We start from the raw sequence: 16,571 nt of genomic DNA, 5'->3' as shown, positions 1-16,571 counted from the left end.
CTATTCCCTCAACAATTTTTTGATGCAATGCTTATACACAATTATCACTAACTTTAGTACAAGTCCCACTTTCTATATTAATCCAGATTAGTTTACAATCTCTTTTATTGGTGCTATACACAAAGGGCATTAACTAAGATAAAATTTTCTCAGTCAATACCCTTAATTTTTTAATGATTCTTTACTACTTCAATCACATTCTCAATATTATCTTTCAACTCTTTATTTTTAGCTTCTTCATATTGATAATAACCTTGAATTCCTCTATGAATGATAGAATACATAGTTGGATGAAATAATTTATCTGTGCACTCAATTAAAAAATTACAGAATTCCGCACTAGCTGCTGGAGAATAGAAGAACATTTCTATCAATATATCAATTGTAGCTCCCTGTATTTGTATGGCATTCTTTTTATTTTTTAAAGAATAACCATTTATCATACCAAAACAAAATGTTGCTATTATTTGCTTTTGTTGTTCGTTTAATATTTCTGGAACCAATTGTGAAGTATTTAAAAACTGCTGAATCATTTTTTTTACTTCACTGTAATATTCTGCATCATTAGTCATTTTTGTCCCCTAGTATATAAATATATTTCCTTCTGGATACTTTCCATTCCATCCACAAGGAATATGCCCACTTAAATAGATTTTTAGCATTTCGTTATAAAATGCTGACTTATAATATTCTTCATAAGATAGTACCATTATTATACTTACTACATCGAACTTAACAGCATGTAATATATCTTTTGGTAACCCCAATATCGTTATTTGTTTTTCAATATTGTCAGTGATATTTGGTAATACCTCTGCTTTAATTTTTTTAACTAAGGTGTTCCAATTTTTATTATATATTTCTGGTTCATTCTTTGCTAAATAACCCGTTAAATTATTACTTTCTTCCAGACAAATATTTTCCCATTCTATCCCATTCACACTCTTAACCATTTTCTTTTTATTTGATAAATAGGTATACTCAATTCCTTGAGGAAAATTACTCTCTGTTCCACAATGTTTTAACCAATTACTAGACAATACCGCTTTCACTACAGAAGTATTTAATTCCATGTAAGTGCTCCTTTATTTAAGTTTTGGTAAATTAATTCTACCAGGAATCCTTGGAACAAAATTGCCTCCAGTTAATTTATAAAACAATTGTTGTTCTGTTGCTCGTTGAACGGCCTTCTGAGCTTGTGTATCACTCAAAACAACTGACTTCAAAGATACGTATAATGCCTCGTTATATTCTGAAACGGTAGGCATTTCACGCAAGCGTTCTCCGTTTTTTCTAAAAGTATTCCAAAATTCTTCTAGACTTTGATGAGCTAAAAAATGTGGACTATCAATATCCTTAAATATAGTTCGTTAATTTGACGAATCATATTATCTTTTGGCATGACAATATCGTAAATGGCCATGTACGGGCTTAAGTTGAGTGTCTCTTGGTTTGAAATCATTGGGAACACCGCCTGCATTTAGTTTCTCTATTATAAATTAAAAGGCGAGATATTCGACGGTTGAATCGTCGAATATCTCGCCAAATGGAACTAGATGGAGTTTTTCAGTGCCCTCGTACAATACAGAACTCCCCCCTCATTAGCTGCTTAAAATATGTGTCTAACTTTTTGGGTTTACTTCATACATTCTTCTCACGTCACTGTTGACTTTTTAAATTGGGCATGTCCTTGGTAAGTGCCCGAGGAACTCACAAAATAGCTGTTTTAATCTTCATTAAACATTTGCTCATCAACTTCTTCCAGATACCTTTCTGTATCTAAATGAGATTCTATAAGATTATCTAAAAACTCAATGCTAACCTCCCTATTATCTTCATATACATGGACTTTAGCACCAGCATCTAATAATGAACTTACTATTTTTTTCATTTCTAACAATTCATCAATCTCTAATAGATTATACGATAAGATGAAATCATTATTATTAAGTGTTTCTTTTATTTCAGATATACTCTTATTAGTATTTTTTCTTAAAATAGAGATGTACTTTACCTCATTAGCATCTTTTTCTATTCGCACATTCATTTTAGCCATTTAAATGTCTCCTTCCACGGATTAAAAATCATTCATAGGATTAATTGGTTTACCTGGTAGGCTATTTTTCCAATTACGGCCATGCCAACCTTTAAAATGCTCACTTGGTGTAGCTGGATATATAATTTCCCCTTTATTCGCTAAATGCGGATATTGTGAAGCACTGTAGGAATGGTGTCCTTGTACTGTTTTTCCATCTACTTTAGGTTTCTTACCATTCAAAATATCATTTAATTGTTCTTGATTCCAGTTTCTTGTTGGAGTTTCATTATTTAATATTCTTTGACGTTCTTGATACCAGAAAGCGTCTACACCAGAAGCTCTGTGTTTAGCAAATTTTTTATCCCATATATATTGTTCATACTCAGCTTTTGTAATAGTCCTATTCTCTATTTTTGCTCTTAGTTCTTTCCTCTTTTTAGCACTTAATTGTTTTTGCTGAATAGGATGTGGATTTAAATCTAATCCTTTTGTTCTATCTGCTATTACTTGCTCTGCTGTTTTATCCTGGCTAGCTGTCTTACTTCCATTCCCCTTAACACCACTCTCTTCCAACTTCGAAATCCGACTATGAATAGCCTCTTTCCTATTTTCAAAAGTCGCTTTCACTGAACCTCTCAAATCTGTTCCACGAAGAACTGTGTCGGCCCCACCTGCGGCATCATCAGCAGCGTGAGCGTAGTCTAAGGAATTATCTGGGTATTTACCGAATAATACCCTTTTCGCCACATTAATTCCACCTGCTACACCATTTATCATCTTGATCCATTTTAAAAGCATCGGAACATTGCGGCAGGGGTGGCACTATCAAATGAAGCAATACCAAAATGTATTGAAAGAAAAAGAAATTACACAAAGTATGTCTCGTAAGGGGAATTGTTTAGATAACGCAGTCATCGAAAGTTTCTTTGACTCATTAAAGTGTTCCATACTTTAAATTAGAATTAGAAAAATATATTCACTACTACAATAATGAACGAATTAAAACAAAATTAAAAGGAATGGGTCCTGTACAATACAGAACGCATTCCTCATTAGCTGCTTAAAATATGTGTCTAACTTTTTGGGTTCACTTCATAATTATACATTATGACATCTTTTACTTCTTAACAATTATCACGGTTAAACTGACTAACTTTTTCTTTTTCATATGCAAATATAAGTTTGGTATAAAAATATATAGTCGTAACCTTATAAAGTCACTGTAACCAATCTTGGATATCTTCTTATAATTAGATTTTTAATTAAAAATAGATTGCTTATATAAAAGGTCCTAAAATAACATCGTATTCCAAGGAAACTATTTTTTTAATTCATTTCAACTTTTAAATTATTTATCAATTCAACAAGTGAATTAGCAAGCAATTCATTTTCTTCTGTTTCAAAATTTTCTATAAATACCTGCCCTGTTTCATTATCAACCGAAATAGCCATATCCTCTGGTGAGATAAATCCAATTTGAATACACCTAAGTTCTTTTCCATTATTTTCTTCATACTGTTTCATTGCTTGGAAAAATTCTAATACACATTTACCTGGTTCTACAGGTTCAAGATTAACTAATCGTGAACCATAAAAACCTTGTAAGTTTAGAAACCAATATGAATTAAAGTATTCTTTAATAGAACTATGAATTTTTAAACCAAGTACTTTTTCGATTTCTGAAAAATCCTCTAAATTAACTTTTTCAATAGGTTTCCAATACACATATTCTTCTTCGTCTGGGTCACTTAAATATAATTTCGGGTCAATATCTTCATCCCAAGGTGCTCGTGGATATGTACCATATTCCTTCTCCCAAACATACAAAAGTTCTTTAAAATAACGTTCTAATGCTTTTTTAATTTCCATGTTATACCTCCAGTAAAATTACTTAATAAATAATTGGAGACGTTCAGCATTTTCCTGATCTTTTCCCCATATACCTATTTGTTTCTCATTATTATGAATCCCTCCACTTCCGGGATGTAGAGGTTGTGGAATAGCCATTGCTTGCCCACCTCCACCGATATGGTGATGAACTAAAGGTTTTCCTCTTAACCCGGTAATATCATACTGAGGAAAATGTTTTCTAAAAACTGCATCATTTACAATAGCCCATCCATTATTAAGATTTTTGATGTTAGCATCACTAAAATACTCAGGATGTAATTTATACAGTTCATTAAAATAATACTTGTTATCTCTAAGCCATCCTTCTGAATTCGTACTTGGCTTCCCTTTACCTATATAAGGCATATCCACAACAAGTTTTTCATCCGCTACTATTTTAGTAACAAATGTTCCTTTTCTGGTGATTATTTCATAATCTTTATTTAAAACGGCGTCGTCGATATCACGGTATACTCTCACTGGATGGTTTGTATTACCCGTACCCTTAACACCACTCTCTTCCAACTTCGAAATCCGACTCTGAATAGACTCTTTCCTATTTTCAAAAGTCGCTTTCACTGAACCTCTCAAATCTGTTCCACGAAGAACTGTGTTGACCCCACCGGCGGCATCATCAGCAGCGTGAGCGTAGGCTAAGGAATTATCTAGGGATTTACCGAATAATGCCCTTCTCGCCACATTAATTCCACCTGCTACACCATCTACCACTTTAACAGCGGCACCTGTTACACCATCTATGATCTGAGCAGCGTCATCTTTTACCTTATAATGCCCGGCGTTTAGTATATCTGCTGCTTTCCAACCTTTTATTTTCAAGTTCCGTAGCCATGTATTTTTACTATCATGCAACGATTGTACCATATTTTTTCCCAAATTCGGGTTAAAATTAGGTACTCCACCTTTTAATTTTGTTAGCTTTGCAAGGGAGCCGAGATCGACCGTTCCTTTGAATGATTTTAACGCTTTTGCCGCTGTTCCAAGAACCGGAATAGCATCGAGCGCTCCGAATATCCCGTTCTCTACTCGTTCTGAATTGCTTAGCTTTCTGCCAGTTCCCCAGTCTTTTCCGTCGTATGCACTCTTAAGCTGCATACCTCCATATAAAACGGAAGCTGTGATTCCGACTGGCGGACAGGCGATGGATAAAACGAAGAGTCCTGCTCCTATTGCGAGATCACGCACTGTTTCCAGCTTTTTTTGTTGGTCCTCTATCGTTTTGTATTCGAATCCACGCATGGATGGGACAAGCTTTCGGTATTCGGCGTAATCTAGTTCCGCATCTGGATTTTGTGCTTTTATTTCTTTATACTGCGCATGGAGAACTTTATCAAATGCTACGGAGTCTTTGAAAATATCATCCACTGTTATTTTATCTTTTTTCGTCGTAATCGTTTGTGCCGCGCCATAACCGTGTGCGTTTGGCATCGTTGTTGTAGTAGTAGAGCCAATTCGATTTTTCGTAGAGTATTTTTGAATGGAGAGATCTCTCATTTTCCCCGCAAATTTGTCCATGTCTTTGTAGAAGGGTTCATCGATGTGTTTGGATACAGCTTGACCTACTCTTGTGCAGTAGTTTCCTAGTGTCGTATAGTCGTCAAGTAATTTATTGATTTTGTCTCGTTGACTGCTATGTTGAAAGTGAATGCTTCGGTCAGCGTCTAGAGAATGTATTTTTGCTTCTATACTTTCTAGAAGGTTATTAGCTTGATTTAATTCCGTTAGTGCCTCTTTTGTGATTTGGTCTATTCCTGTTTTCATGTTTTGCCAATCACCTGGCTTATAATGCACATCCATTTCTTTTCATCCCCCATTTCTATATAAATCTGTTTTCATGTTTCGACATATAAGTCGCTGCTATACAAAATACATCATGACCTGCACTTGCTTTCTCCCTTTGTTTGAATACATCGCATGTGGCAGGAAAAGGCCCTGACCGCTCCTATGCATGGCCAGACCCTCTCGTCCTCCTATAAAAAAGCAAGGGGTTTTATGTTGGTTTTAACTTGTATACACATATATACGGATTAACCGCTAGCACTTAGGATTCTTTGCAATTCTTCATCCTTTTTTATCATTTCTTCTAATGTATAATTTACGGCGAGTGCTGCTATTTGATAGTTGTCTGCAAGTTCCATCGTTTTTCCTAATATATCTTTGTATTGCTTAACGACTCTTGTTGCTTCACCTTGTCGATAAAAATCACAGTGTGCTAGATTATCAATATTTTTTGCTACGACATCAGAATAGAGGTTGTAAATATTTTGCAGGCGCGTTGCGATATCGACCATTTCGGCGAAATTGACTAAAACTTGTGAACCGCCATTAGATCCTCCTGAACCGCCATCCGTCATTTGTGCTTGCATTAGTTTATTCCTCCTAATGAAAAACTTTTTGGATCAATCGACTTCTTATATGGCATTTTTAACGTATCATATATCTTCTTATTTAAAGCATATAGACTAATCCACTCATATCGTTTCCGATCTACATCAATTTGGATATAATCGTCTCCCTCTGTGAAGTATAAGAAACAATCCCATTTCCCTTGTTCTAATGCATTTCTTGTATCGGGCCTGCGAAAAGTTTCTATTGCTAATAGTTCTTTTTGTGACAGATCCATTTCTTCAAATGTTTCCTGTTCTTCCTGCGTCATCTTACTTGTTAAAAACGTAGTATCTTTCTCTCTTGGTTCTCGCATTAGAAATGGAATTCTTTCCAATAATGATGCATATACATCCCACTTCGGTATGTAATGGAGTTCATATTCCTCACTTGGCTTAATTTCCGTTAGTACAGCTACGCGGTCTTTGTCCTTTGGTAAAAACCCTACGAGCAAATTATTGAATCTTGTATATTCCTGACTTTCTTGATATGCTTTCAGTAATTCAATAAGTTGAAATGCAGCCATTGTCAGGCCGCCATTTTCCGTAATGAGTCCTTTTCCCCTTAAACTTTCGGTTGCTTTCTTTACACAATCGGCATCACCCATTATAAGTCTTTCACGCTCTGGCAAGCCAAATAAATAGGTAATTCCAGCTGCACCAGCTAATACATATAATTCAGAAGGACTGAAGCTTTCTATATGGTTTTGCATCGTTTGATCCCTCGTTTCGATTACAGTCTTTTAATCATTCGCACTTCATCTGTATCGGAGAATGTATGAATATGCGTATCAAGTTCTTTCAACACTTTTGTATGATATTCAAGTTCGTGTGCCATATCTGCATTTAACTTAATAATTAACTCTAAATAACATAGAAATGCATCTCGCGTCTCACCTTTCCAATGAGAGCCTGTCACAGTCGCTTGCAAGTCTTTTGCTTGCTGGAGTGCTTGTTTTACACCATTTTCAATTTGCTCTGCATAGGATATTGCATTTACTGCTCCATCGCCAGAAATTTCAACTTCTTTCCCACTCATGTTTAAACCTCCATTTCTATTAAAATGCAATGCGAATTCATAGTTTGCATTTATTTTTTCCCTGCCGCAGCTGCCTGATCTTCTGCCTCTGCTTTTGCTTTATACTCCAAGTACTTGTTATATGCTGTACTTTTTGCATGGGTAATACTATCTAAAGAGCTGTGAAATTGAGTCATGAGCCTTGATAACGTATCATCTTTTTCTCGACGTTTATCATCAAACTCTCGAGCTGGAATTTTTCCAAGCGGCAAATTATTGCTTTGTGCTTCATAGCCCCTCTTTGCCGACTCTGCTTTCTCAATATGCTGCCTTAATTCTATTTCCTTAGATTTTAAATATTCATATAATTTGTCATACTGATCACGTTTTCGTTCATTGTCTGTATAACCTATATGAAAAAAGTTACCAAGACTATCTAAAAAAGTTTCTGGCATTTCTAAACCTCCTCATTTTTATTCATACAACATGCTAGATTTGTATTTTTTTAACCACAATTCCATTTTTTATTCTAAAAATAGTTATACCGCCATTTTATCAAAATGCTCATATGTTTACCATTTTTTACGAAAGCAAGGAAAGCCTTACCACCTACGAATAGGGAAATGAATTAAATTGTTCGTTATATCTAAACTTATTGAATTTCTGTAAGACGATAAAGTGAAACTTCCATCAGTGGGGGGTTTTTTCATCCCCCACCTATCTTCCTCGATTCTCTCAATTTTGAGGTGGGAGTCTTACTGCCCGTTAATGCGGGATAAAAGAAGATTGAAAACACGAAAGCAGTATCAGTAATTGAAAAAGAAAAAGAAGATCACTCCCTACTATACAAATAGGAAGTTATCTTCTTTCTGATTTCAGCAGCTTCTTTTCTGACCAATCTTGTCTTAAGAGACATGCTACATTTGTAATTGTTCGCTTTTTATCGATTACATTACGAGCTGGATTACGCACTCGCCTTTATTATTTTCTTTGACCATACGCGGCTGTTGGTTTAACAGGTTTCGCATCCGTCGCTTCCCATATAGGGGCAGTTAATGTTGGATAGTTTAAAGCTTCTACTTTTTTTCTCGTTTCTGGTGATGCTTTCAGTCCCCATTGATCAAAAAATGGAAGTACATTTTGTCTCGCTACTTTTGATGTATTGTAAATAAATGCTTGTATTTTATCTTCATTCGTTTCTGGAAGTTTGTCTTTTGGTAACTCTCGATATAGTTTGTGAAGATTTGGATAGAAATCTTCACCATATGCTAAATGAAGTTGCCAAAACATAGCGACTTTCACAAACGGGTCATCAATCTTTTCATATTCTTTATCTGTTTGTTTTAAGTATTGAAAGGCTCTGTCATAATCCCCCTCTTTTTCTAAACGTGTTGGTTGACCTGGGAATAATTGTTTTTGTGCAGCTAAAGAGTATATATTAACATTGACTTCAACCACTCCATCCCACGTCCAAGGGTATTGTTGTCTTGTATGCCCTGCTTCATGCATTTGTCCCCATCCAAATTCATTTACATCTAAAGCACTTTTAATTGCGTCATAAGCAGTAGTAAATACGACTCCATCCCGACCTGCATACATGTACATGCCAGGTGGATTGTTAGGGTTTTCCACGAAATTCCAAAGGCGGCGAGTTGAGCGATGTAACGGATTAGAACTTGTTTCAGATAGCCCTGATAATTTATCTTGTACTAGAATCATGTCATCATATTTTTTTAATAAAGGAACAGGATCTTGATCCACAATATATTTTTTCGCACTATCACGAGTAACAGTAAGTACCGCTCGTTTTGATTTCAATTGTACAGCGGGTGCATCTGGATACTTTTCCATCATCGCAATCCAGTCTTGTTTCGTATGCTTCCCTAATTCAAAGAATGGAACAGGGCTCCCGCCTTGTGTTACTTTCACCTTAACTGTTCCTTTTCCTTCACAGTTATCAAATCCCAATAAACCACCGTTTGGAGAAGAGATTGTGTTAGAACCAGAAGAAAGACGAAATACTTTTCCACCTTCTTTATCATATTCATTTGTCCCAATCGTTGCTCCAAGCTTATCTAGTCCTGATAATCCCGATACTTCAATTGTAACTTGTTCATTCGGTTTTACATAGATTCCTGTTGGCGTATAGTTTCTTTGCTCGCTTCTTCTTTCTCTTGCTGCTTCACCCATATAATGTCCTGTACTTGGAAGTTCAAACTTCTTCTCTTCATATTGCGTCTGGGTTTGCGTAGTTTCAGCATGAACATTCAAACTATTTACATTGATAGATGTAAATAATGTCGTTGTCAAAACAGCAGATGTCATCAATACTTTCATTGGTTTTTGTGATTTACGATTCTTTCCCCTATTCAAATAAATCAATCCTTTCATTCCAATCCGTTCTAACGTTTATACAAAACGTCGATTTTCTCACTAAGACAATAAACACTTCTCTTACTATAGCAACTTCTTAAACTTACTTATTCCTTCTCTCTTATTTTATACACGTAAAAATTATACCTACATATTATTATATAATATATAAATATGCATAATTTCATATTTATATATTAAACATACCGTTTTTAAAGAGATTACCACATGCGAAATTTTGCCCCGCCGATCAAGTGAACCAGACAAAGGACTGCCCCTTAGCAGTCCTTTTATCATGTTTATTCACATTCTCATACAATATCGATCGTTCTTTGGAATATATCGACCTTCCAACACATTTCACCATGCAATAGGGAAAACAATCACAACTGAATTCGAGTTCCCATCCCATTTTTAACAGCTTTCTCATAAAAATATTTCGCCACGACAATATCCACAACAGCGAGTCCGACAGATTTAAAGACGGTAATTTCTTGATCGTTTTCCCGGCCCGTTCTTTCTCCGCTTATGATTTGTCCAAGTTCTGCGTGAATATCGCTTTCTTTGAAAACTCCTTCTTGCACTGGAACTTGCAGATCACCCGTTTCTTCTAGTGCTGCTTCTTTTGATTCGACTACTACTTTGTCAGCTGATGAAATGACGTGTGAAGGAAGTTCTTGCATCGCTGGTCTAAATGAACCGACAGCATTTACGTGAACACCAGGTTGTAATGCGTCTGAAAAAACTGGCGTTAAAGAGTTCGTTGTCGTGACAATAATATCTGCCTCGCGTACTGCTTCATTTGCATCTTCGTATACGCAGGCAGGTTTATTAAAATTCTCCTGAATATACTCGGCAAACTCGGCAGCTTTTTGTTCTGTCCGGTTATAAAGCATAATGTTTTCAATGTCCCGCACAGTAAACATAGCCTCAACAAGTCCTTTCGCTTGTTCTCCTGTACCGATGATACATAAGTTTTTCGCATTTTGGCGAGCTAAGTATTTCGTTGCAGCGCCTGATAAGGCACCTGTTCGAACCATTGTTAAATATGAACCTTCTAAAAGAGCGAGCGGTTCGCCTGTTTGAAAATCAGACAGCATCACAACCCCGTTAATTGTTTTCTTTCCTATTTTCGGATTATTCGGTGCTACCGTTACTACTTTTACTCCAAGTGCTCCTAGTTCTTCCGCTACGGAAGGCATCATTAATGCGGTATTTTGTGAATTCGCAAATGGCAGCGAGTAGCGAATCGGAGTGATTGTTCTTTCTGCCGAAAACTCTTGTAAAGCAATCGCCGCACATTCAATTACTTCCTTCATATCTACTAAACTTCTTTGTTCAGCTGCATTTATAACTAACATAGTATCCCGTCCTTTCCCGAGTCTTTTGTTGTCAATATAATCCGCCTTGCAAGAAGAGTTGTTTTCTATATAAATCTATTTTCATTTTTTGGTATAGAAAGCACTGACCGTTTCTATAAACAGTTAGATACCCTCGTCCCTCCTCTAAAAAGAAAGGGATTTTTATGTTGTTTTTTTAACTTGTATATATAATCAGAAAGCAATTCTTCTCCAACATTATGCTAATAAAAACCCTTGTTTTAACGGATCTCTTGGATCGATTAAAAATTGGTGAAATCCTGTAATAAACGCCTGACCAGTAACTTTCGGAATCACCGCGTCATATTCGCCTACTTTCGTTAATGACAATACTTCTCCGGCAAATTGTCCATCAGTAATGCATTCATGGATGAAACTTCCGCCTTCTTGCAATACTCCATCTTCAACAAGAGTTGCTAGTCTCGCTGACGTACCTGTGCCGCAAGGAGAACGGTCTACTTGCCCATCAGCAAAAATGGTCACATTTCGTAACGTCGCATCTGTTCCGTTTGATTCATCAGAAAAGATCACGCCGTATATGCCTTTTAAGCCTTCTTCGAGAGGATGTTTTACTTCCATCTGACTTTCAATGTAATGTTTAATTTTCCCGCCCCACGTTTGAATAGCAGATAAATCTTTAAAATTCACTTTTAAACCAAATTCTTTACTGTCGACAACTGCATAAAAAGCTCCTCCAAAAGCGATATCTACTTGAAATTCATAGTCATCAATTTTTACTGGAACACCTTTCTTGTAAACAAAAGAAGGTACATTTTCAAATGACACAGATTCCACTTGATTTCCATTATATTTTGCATACGCGATCACTTCTCCTGCAGGACTATCAATAATGAATCTTTGCTTTTCACCTGTCACTTCGAACATGCCCGTTTCAATTCCTACTGTAATTACAGCGACAATTCCATGGCCGCACATTGTACTCCAGCCTTCATTATGCATAAACAATACTCCAAAATCAGCATGCGGACTTGCCGGCGGCGTGATGATACAACCATACATACCGTGATGTCCTCTCGGTTCATACATCAAAACTTCGCGAAGATGGTCTAAGTGCTCCATGCAATAAGCGCGTCTTTCTAATTGCGTTTTCCCTTCAATCCTTGGTACTCCGCCTGTAATAATACGAAGCGGCTCCCCCGCTACATGTGCATCAATTGTTGTGTACGTTTTACTAATATTCATTTCTTGTCCCCCCGTTATTTGTATTCTCTATACTTTTTATTAGCAAGTACCGTGCCAACTCATAAAACGCACAAGACAATTAATATTTAGTTAAATTTTTTTACACTTTTTCAAAAAAGTGTATCCTTTTAGCGACAGATTTGTTTACCAGTGTCTACTTTCTTTTACACAAAACGATAAAAGAGGTGATAAAAATGAAATCATACGCTGCTCTCTTCTGTAGAGGAGACTATTTCAATTGTAAATACAAATGGCGAAATTCTTTATTTGAATAAAGAAGCAGAAAAAATGTATAACATAAAGAAAGAAGATATTATCGGGAGCCTATACAGGACCTGCAAAAGGAGGCAAACCAGGAAAAATCGAACTAGTAGACGGTGGAACTTTATTTCTAGATGAAGTATAGGATTGTACCAAGTAGCGAAGAGTATAAGTAGAAACTACATGTATATATCTTGAAAAACGACATAAAACCACTTTCTTTTTAGGGGAGGACATGATGCATTGAAGCGGTCAGGGCCTTCTCCTTCCATGTGCGGAGTTTAAAATAAAGGGAGCAAGCAAGTAACGGTCATGTTGTATTCTGCATAACAGCAATTTATATGTCGGAAAATGAAATGATTTAAAAATCCATATATGCAATATTACATAAAATATAAATCATTTACTTTGTTATAATAGCAAAAGCGAGACTATTCCATACATAGCATCGCTTCCATCCCTAGAACTTCATGAAAAAGCGAAGAATATTTATTATTCTTCGCTTTTTTGTTGCTAGATGTAATAGATTTTTTATTGTAAAGGTACTAATTCATAGCCAGCGTAGTCCTCAGAGGCAGCCATTCCCCACAATTTATCTCGATTTGCAAATGGTTGCTCTGAATACTCTAGTTGGAAAGTTGTTACAACTCCATAGCTAGAATTTTGTGGATCTGCACTGTACCAATCACAAGGTCTACCCGTTTTATCTCTAAGATAATCCGTTTTACCTGTTACTAAATCTATTTCCTTCGAATTTTTTTTCTTAACTGTTAACGCGCTTTTTGATTGGTCACTAAAATAAATCCAGCCTCGATTGCCTGCATTTACATATTTTTTTGTTCCTCCTGCATCAGCATTTGGTCCCCCAATCCACATTGACATTGTAATTGGCGCATTATTTCTTATATATCCATCACTCTCTACTCCAGCCGGCGCTTCAAAATTGATAGGTGTACCATAATACTCATTACCTTTTGTATCCTTATGCTTTTCAGCATCACCGTAATAAGATGAATTTTTATATTGAATTACATAATGCCAACCCGCAAACTTCTCATATGTTACCCCAAGTCTATTTTGACCTACAGGTGCCACTCGTTTTTCAAAAGGAATACCTGTCACCCATAAATATTTATCTACTAGGATGTAATCTTTATTTGTAGTAATTGGATCACCGTATATATCAAGTATACGATCGTCCTCAGCTGCATAAGCAGAATTTGTAGGAAAAACAGTTACGATTAAACTAAATAATAATAATAAGAACGTAAGTATAGGTAGTTTTCTTTTCACGAACATATCTCAATTCCTCCTTATTTTCAAAAATAATTACGCTATCTTCCTGCATAATCTTAACATTAAGTTTTAAAGATGTAGATAGATTTAGTAACATATGTAAAATTGCATATTTATATATTTACAAAAGCGACGTTCTATCTGAAAAAATGGAAAAGTCATTTACAAAAAATAACAAAGGCTTCCTCGCTGAAATCGAGGAAGCCTTCGCTTGTTTCAAAAACACTTTAAGATTTCGAGATTAATCGTTCATGGATGTAATCAGCTTAGCTGGTAGAAAGCTTTCCATGTAAATAGTCATACGATTTATTGCGCTAAAATTGCACCGTAATGTCCATCAACCGTAAGGGTAACAGTTCCGCTTTGTACTGTGTACGTTTTACCAGTCAGTTTGTCTGTAACAACACTTCCATTTTGCATGCTTAGTTGCCATACAGGAACGGTTACGCTATGGCCGGTAGAATCATTGTTAAGTACAACTGCAATTCTGTTTTCCTTGTCAAAGCGGCCATAGGAATAGATTTTATTTGCATCATCTGTTTGCAGCGTCATAAATGAGCCTGTTCTTAGCGCCGGATATTGGTTACGGATGCTGATGAGTTTTTGCGTTAAAGCTACTGCTCGATTGGAAGTCGTACCTTGTGACCAGTCAAACGTCCGGCGGTTGTCAGGGTCGGCACCGCCCATCATACCATATTCATCTCCGTAATAGATTGTTGGCGTACCAATATAAGTCATTTGAAAAATAAGCGCTAAATATGTCTTCCAAATATCGCCGCCCGCACGTTCACGAAAGCGCGAAATATCGTGATTGGATAAATGATTGCTCATCGCTTGCTGAACGTTTGTCGGATAATTAGCGCGCGTACCTCTTAACCAACTATCAAACCCGGAAGTAGATATGGATGCTGCATTACTATTGAAATCTTTTCCTGTGATCCACTCAGAAACTGGTTGTGTAAATCCGTCAAAGTTTGTGGCACTGTCCCATTGGTTCCCTTGATTTGTCCAAGAATTTGCATTTCCCCAATATTCACCAAATATTGCTGCATTCCCGTTTACAGACTTCACAGCACTTCGGAATTCAGACCAAATTTGGTGATTCACCAAACTACCACCATTTCCTCCACCAGCATCTGCACCGCCAGCATCTGTATATTGAGGTGCATCTAATCGCCAGCCATCAATATTATACGGTGCTTTTACATACGTTTTTGCTACGGAATCACTATTATTATAGATTTGATTTCTTACTGGTGACCCACTAGCTCCATAATCTAGCTTAGGCAAACTGTTGAATCCTAAAAAACTAGCATATGTATTCGGCCAAGACTGGAATGTATAATAATTAGACCATTGGCTAGATTGAGACTCAAAAGCTCCTAAAGAGGAAGATTGATTGTACTTATCAAACCATGTATGAGTGTCTCCAGTATGGTTAAATACACCATCTAATACTAAATATCCTTTTTCCCCATTTGCTGTGCTATGAACACTTGATGACAACGCTTTCAAAGTTTCGTTTGTTCCAAATGCAGGATCCACAGCCATATAATCCTGTGTATCATACTTATGATTAGAAGGAGATTTAAAAATTGGATTTAAGTAAATAATGTTAGCTCCTAGCGTTTGTTTAATATAACCGAGCTTTTGATTTACTCCCGCCAAATCACCGCCGAAAAACACAAGGTTGTTCGTATGACCAGAACCAGCATAGACACTGCTCCCCCAAGCTTTTTTCTCAGTTGATGTGCCGTCATAAGTATATGCACCCGTTTGCACGTCATTTGAGGAATCACCGTTATAAAAGCGGTCAGGGAAAATCTGATACATAACACCATTCTTCATCCAGTCCGGCGTTTTAAAATTCGGGATAATATGAAAATCGCCTGATGACGGTTCAGATGCAGAAGGACCGTTAGCATTATACCAAACTGAAGAAGACCCATCAGTAATCTGAAAACGGTAATATTTTCGCGAAGAACTAGCAGGGATTGTTCCTTGCCAATAATCAAACGTTCCCGTAGAATCGCCGGAAACCCACGACATCGGAATGACACGGAACGATCCATCAGCAGTATCATAGTACTTTATATTGACACCAGTAGTATCCCCTTTAAACGTCCGGAATTTCAGCGTCACAGTTTGAGCAGATGTCGGTTCTGGCGCGCTATCATAGACAGGACCTTGGTCGTGAAATAAACCATTCCACTCCACATTATTGTCGTTAGTGGCAGCGTAGGCCGAGGATGAAGCTGGCGCATACAGTAAGGATGTCCCTAAAACAAGTGTTGATAGAGCAATCGTTTGCATAAATGAGCGCTTTTTTTTATCTTTCTTTAATTTCCCCATGATAAACCTCCCAAGAATGTAAGTGCTTTCATTCCTATTATATTAGTAATCTATCAAAAGTAAACGGATTACTTCGTCGAATTTTTAACATGATGATTCAAGTCTATTTCATTTGAGACATTCTCTAAAATATGAAAAGAAAATACTATAAAGTTAAAAAATCACTTTTCTTTTAGGGTGGACGAGAGCATCTGGTCGTGCATAGAAGCGGTCAGGGCCTTTTCCTGCCACATGCGAGGTTTAAAACAAGGGGGAGCAAATCATGTTGTATTCTGCATAGCCGCGACTTATATGTCGAAAAATGAAAATGGATTTATATATATACCGTCATTATTCTCATACAAAAAAGAGCTGATTTC

16 protein-coding genes and 3 pseudogenes are annotated in these 16,571 nt (G+C 36.5%); 3 read left to right on the top strand and 16 right to left on the bottom strand.

The features are described from left to right. Positions 1-170: 170 nt before the first annotated feature. The 5 genes from imm48 to ACIGHG_RS12735 form a co-directional block, all read right to left on the bottom strand. Complete coding sequence (gene imm48, locus ACIGHG_RS12755) at positions 171-572, bottom strand: Imm48 family immunity protein (protein WP_396548743.1); 402 nt, start codon at positions 570-572, stop codon at positions 171-173. A gap of 9 nt (positions 573-581) precedes the next feature. Then, complete coding sequence (locus ACIGHG_RS12750; RefSeq protein WP_396548741.1) at positions 582-1,073, bottom strand: hypothetical protein; 492 nt, start codon at positions 1,071-1,073, stop codon at positions 582-584. Positions 1,074-1,085: 12 nt separating this feature from the next. Next, positions 1,086-1,268: a hypothetical protein gene (locus ACIGHG_RS12745; RefSeq protein WP_396548739.1), complete on the bottom strand. Its 183-nt coding sequence runs from the start codon at positions 1,266-1,268 to the stop codon at positions 1,086-1,088. 458 nt (positions 1,269-1,726) lie between these two features. Beyond that, on the bottom strand, positions 1,727-2,056 hold the full coding sequence (locus ACIGHG_RS12740; RefSeq protein ID WP_396548737.1) for a hypothetical protein: 330 nt from the start codon (positions 2,054-2,056) through the stop codon (positions 1,727-1,729). 21 nt (positions 2,057-2,077) lie between these two features. Then, on the bottom strand, positions 2,078-2,785 hold the full coding sequence (locus ACIGHG_RS12735) for a hypothetical protein (protein WP_396548735.1): 708 nt from the start codon (positions 2,783-2,785) through the stop codon (positions 2,078-2,080). A 64-nt stretch (positions 2,786-2,849) separates the two neighbouring features. Between ACIGHG_RS12735 and ACIGHG_RS12730 the strand changes: the two are divergent. Next, a pseudogene (locus ACIGHG_RS12730) lies at positions 2,850-3,102 on the top strand (IS3 family transposase); the annotation flags it as partial. Between the two features lie 262 nt (positions 3,103-3,364). Here ACIGHG_RS12730 and ACIGHG_RS12725 read toward each other — a convergent pair. The 9 genes from ACIGHG_RS12725 to ACIGHG_RS12685 form a co-directional block, all read right to left on the bottom strand. Further along, complete coding sequence (locus ACIGHG_RS12725; protein WP_396548733.1) at positions 3,365-3,907, bottom strand: SecY-interacting protein Syd; 543 nt, start codon at positions 3,905-3,907, stop codon at positions 3,365-3,367. An 18-nt stretch (positions 3,908-3,925) separates the two neighbouring features. Further along, positions 3,926-5,743 carry a hypothetical protein gene (locus ACIGHG_RS12720; protein ID WP_396548731.1) on the bottom strand — a complete coding sequence of 606 codons (1,818 nt, stop codon included), beginning with the start codon at positions 5,741-5,743 and terminating at the stop codon, positions 3,926-3,928. A 230-nt stretch (positions 5,744-5,973) separates the two neighbouring features. Then, on the bottom strand, positions 5,974-6,312 hold the full coding sequence (locus tag ACIGHG_RS12715; protein ID WP_396548729.1) for a hypothetical protein: 339 nt from the start codon (positions 6,310-6,312) through the stop codon (positions 5,974-5,976). Then, complete coding sequence (locus tag ACIGHG_RS12710) at positions 6,312-7,043, bottom strand: DUF5081 family protein (RefSeq protein WP_396548728.1); 732 nt, start codon at positions 7,041-7,043, stop codon at positions 6,312-6,314. Before ACIGHG_RS12710 ends, ACIGHG_RS12715 begins: the two co-directional genes overlap by 1 nt. Before the next feature lie 20 nt (positions 7,044-7,063). Next, complete coding sequence (locus tag ACIGHG_RS12705) at positions 7,064-7,369, bottom strand: WXG100 family type VII secretion target (protein WP_396548726.1); 306 nt, start codon at positions 7,367-7,369, stop codon at positions 7,064-7,066. A gap of 50 nt (positions 7,370-7,419) precedes the next feature. Then, positions 7,420-7,803 carry a hypothetical protein gene (locus ACIGHG_RS12700; protein WP_396548724.1) on the bottom strand — a complete coding sequence of 128 codons (384 nt, stop codon included), beginning with the start codon at positions 7,801-7,803 and terminating at the stop codon, positions 7,420-7,422. A gap of 526 nt (positions 7,804-8,329) precedes the next feature. Further along, positions 8,330-9,739 carry a M60 family metallopeptidase gene (locus ACIGHG_RS12695; protein WP_396548722.1) on the bottom strand — a complete coding sequence of 470 codons (1,410 nt, stop codon included), beginning with the start codon at positions 9,737-9,739 and terminating at the stop codon, positions 8,330-8,332. A gap of 365 nt (positions 9,740-10,104) precedes the next feature. Next, positions 10,105-11,082 carry an ornithine cyclodeaminase family protein gene (locus tag ACIGHG_RS12690; protein WP_396548720.1) on the bottom strand — a complete coding sequence of 326 codons (978 nt, stop codon included), beginning with the start codon at positions 11,080-11,082 and terminating at the stop codon, positions 10,105-10,107. A 216-nt stretch (positions 11,083-11,298) separates the two neighbouring features. Beyond that, positions 11,299-12,303, bottom strand: coding sequence for a proline racemase family protein (locus tag ACIGHG_RS12685; RefSeq protein WP_396548719.1), 1,005 nt, complete (start codon positions 12,301-12,303; stop codon positions 11,299-11,301). 207 nt (positions 12,304-12,510) lie between these two features. Here ACIGHG_RS12685 and ACIGHG_RS12680 point away from each other — a divergent pair. Together ACIGHG_RS12680 and ACIGHG_RS12675 are read left to right on the top strand one after the other, a co-directional pair. Continuing rightward, positions 12,511-12,573: pseudogene (locus ACIGHG_RS12680) on the top strand (hypothetical protein); the annotation flags it as partial. A gap of 46 nt (positions 12,574-12,619) precedes the next feature. Beyond that, a pseudogene (locus ACIGHG_RS12675) lies at positions 12,620-12,706 on the top strand (sigma 54-interacting transcriptional regulator); the annotation flags it as partial. Positions 12,707-13,095: 389 nt separating this feature from the next. On the opposite strand, the gene ACIGHG_RS12670 reads toward ACIGHG_RS12675, so the two are convergent. Next, on the bottom strand, positions 13,096-13,863 hold the full coding sequence (locus ACIGHG_RS12670; RefSeq protein ID WP_336473790.1) for a hypothetical protein: 768 nt from the start codon (positions 13,861-13,863) through the stop codon (positions 13,096-13,098). A gap of 303 nt (positions 13,864-14,166) precedes the next feature. Then, on the bottom strand, positions 14,167-16,212 hold the full coding sequence (locus ACIGHG_RS12665) for a glycoside hydrolase family 13 protein (RefSeq protein ID WP_396548717.1): 2,046 nt from the start codon (positions 16,210-16,212) through the stop codon (positions 14,167-14,169). Positions 16,213-16,571 lie beyond the last annotated feature (359 nt).

It is taken from the genome of Bacillus sp. NPDC077411 (genome assembly GCF_044543425.1).
In the GTDB taxonomy this organism is placed as follows: domain Bacteria; phylum Bacillota; class Bacilli; order Bacillales; family Bacillaceae_G; genus Bacillus_A; species Bacillus_A bruguierae.
This window is presented reverse-complemented; position numbering and strand designations above follow the sequence as displayed.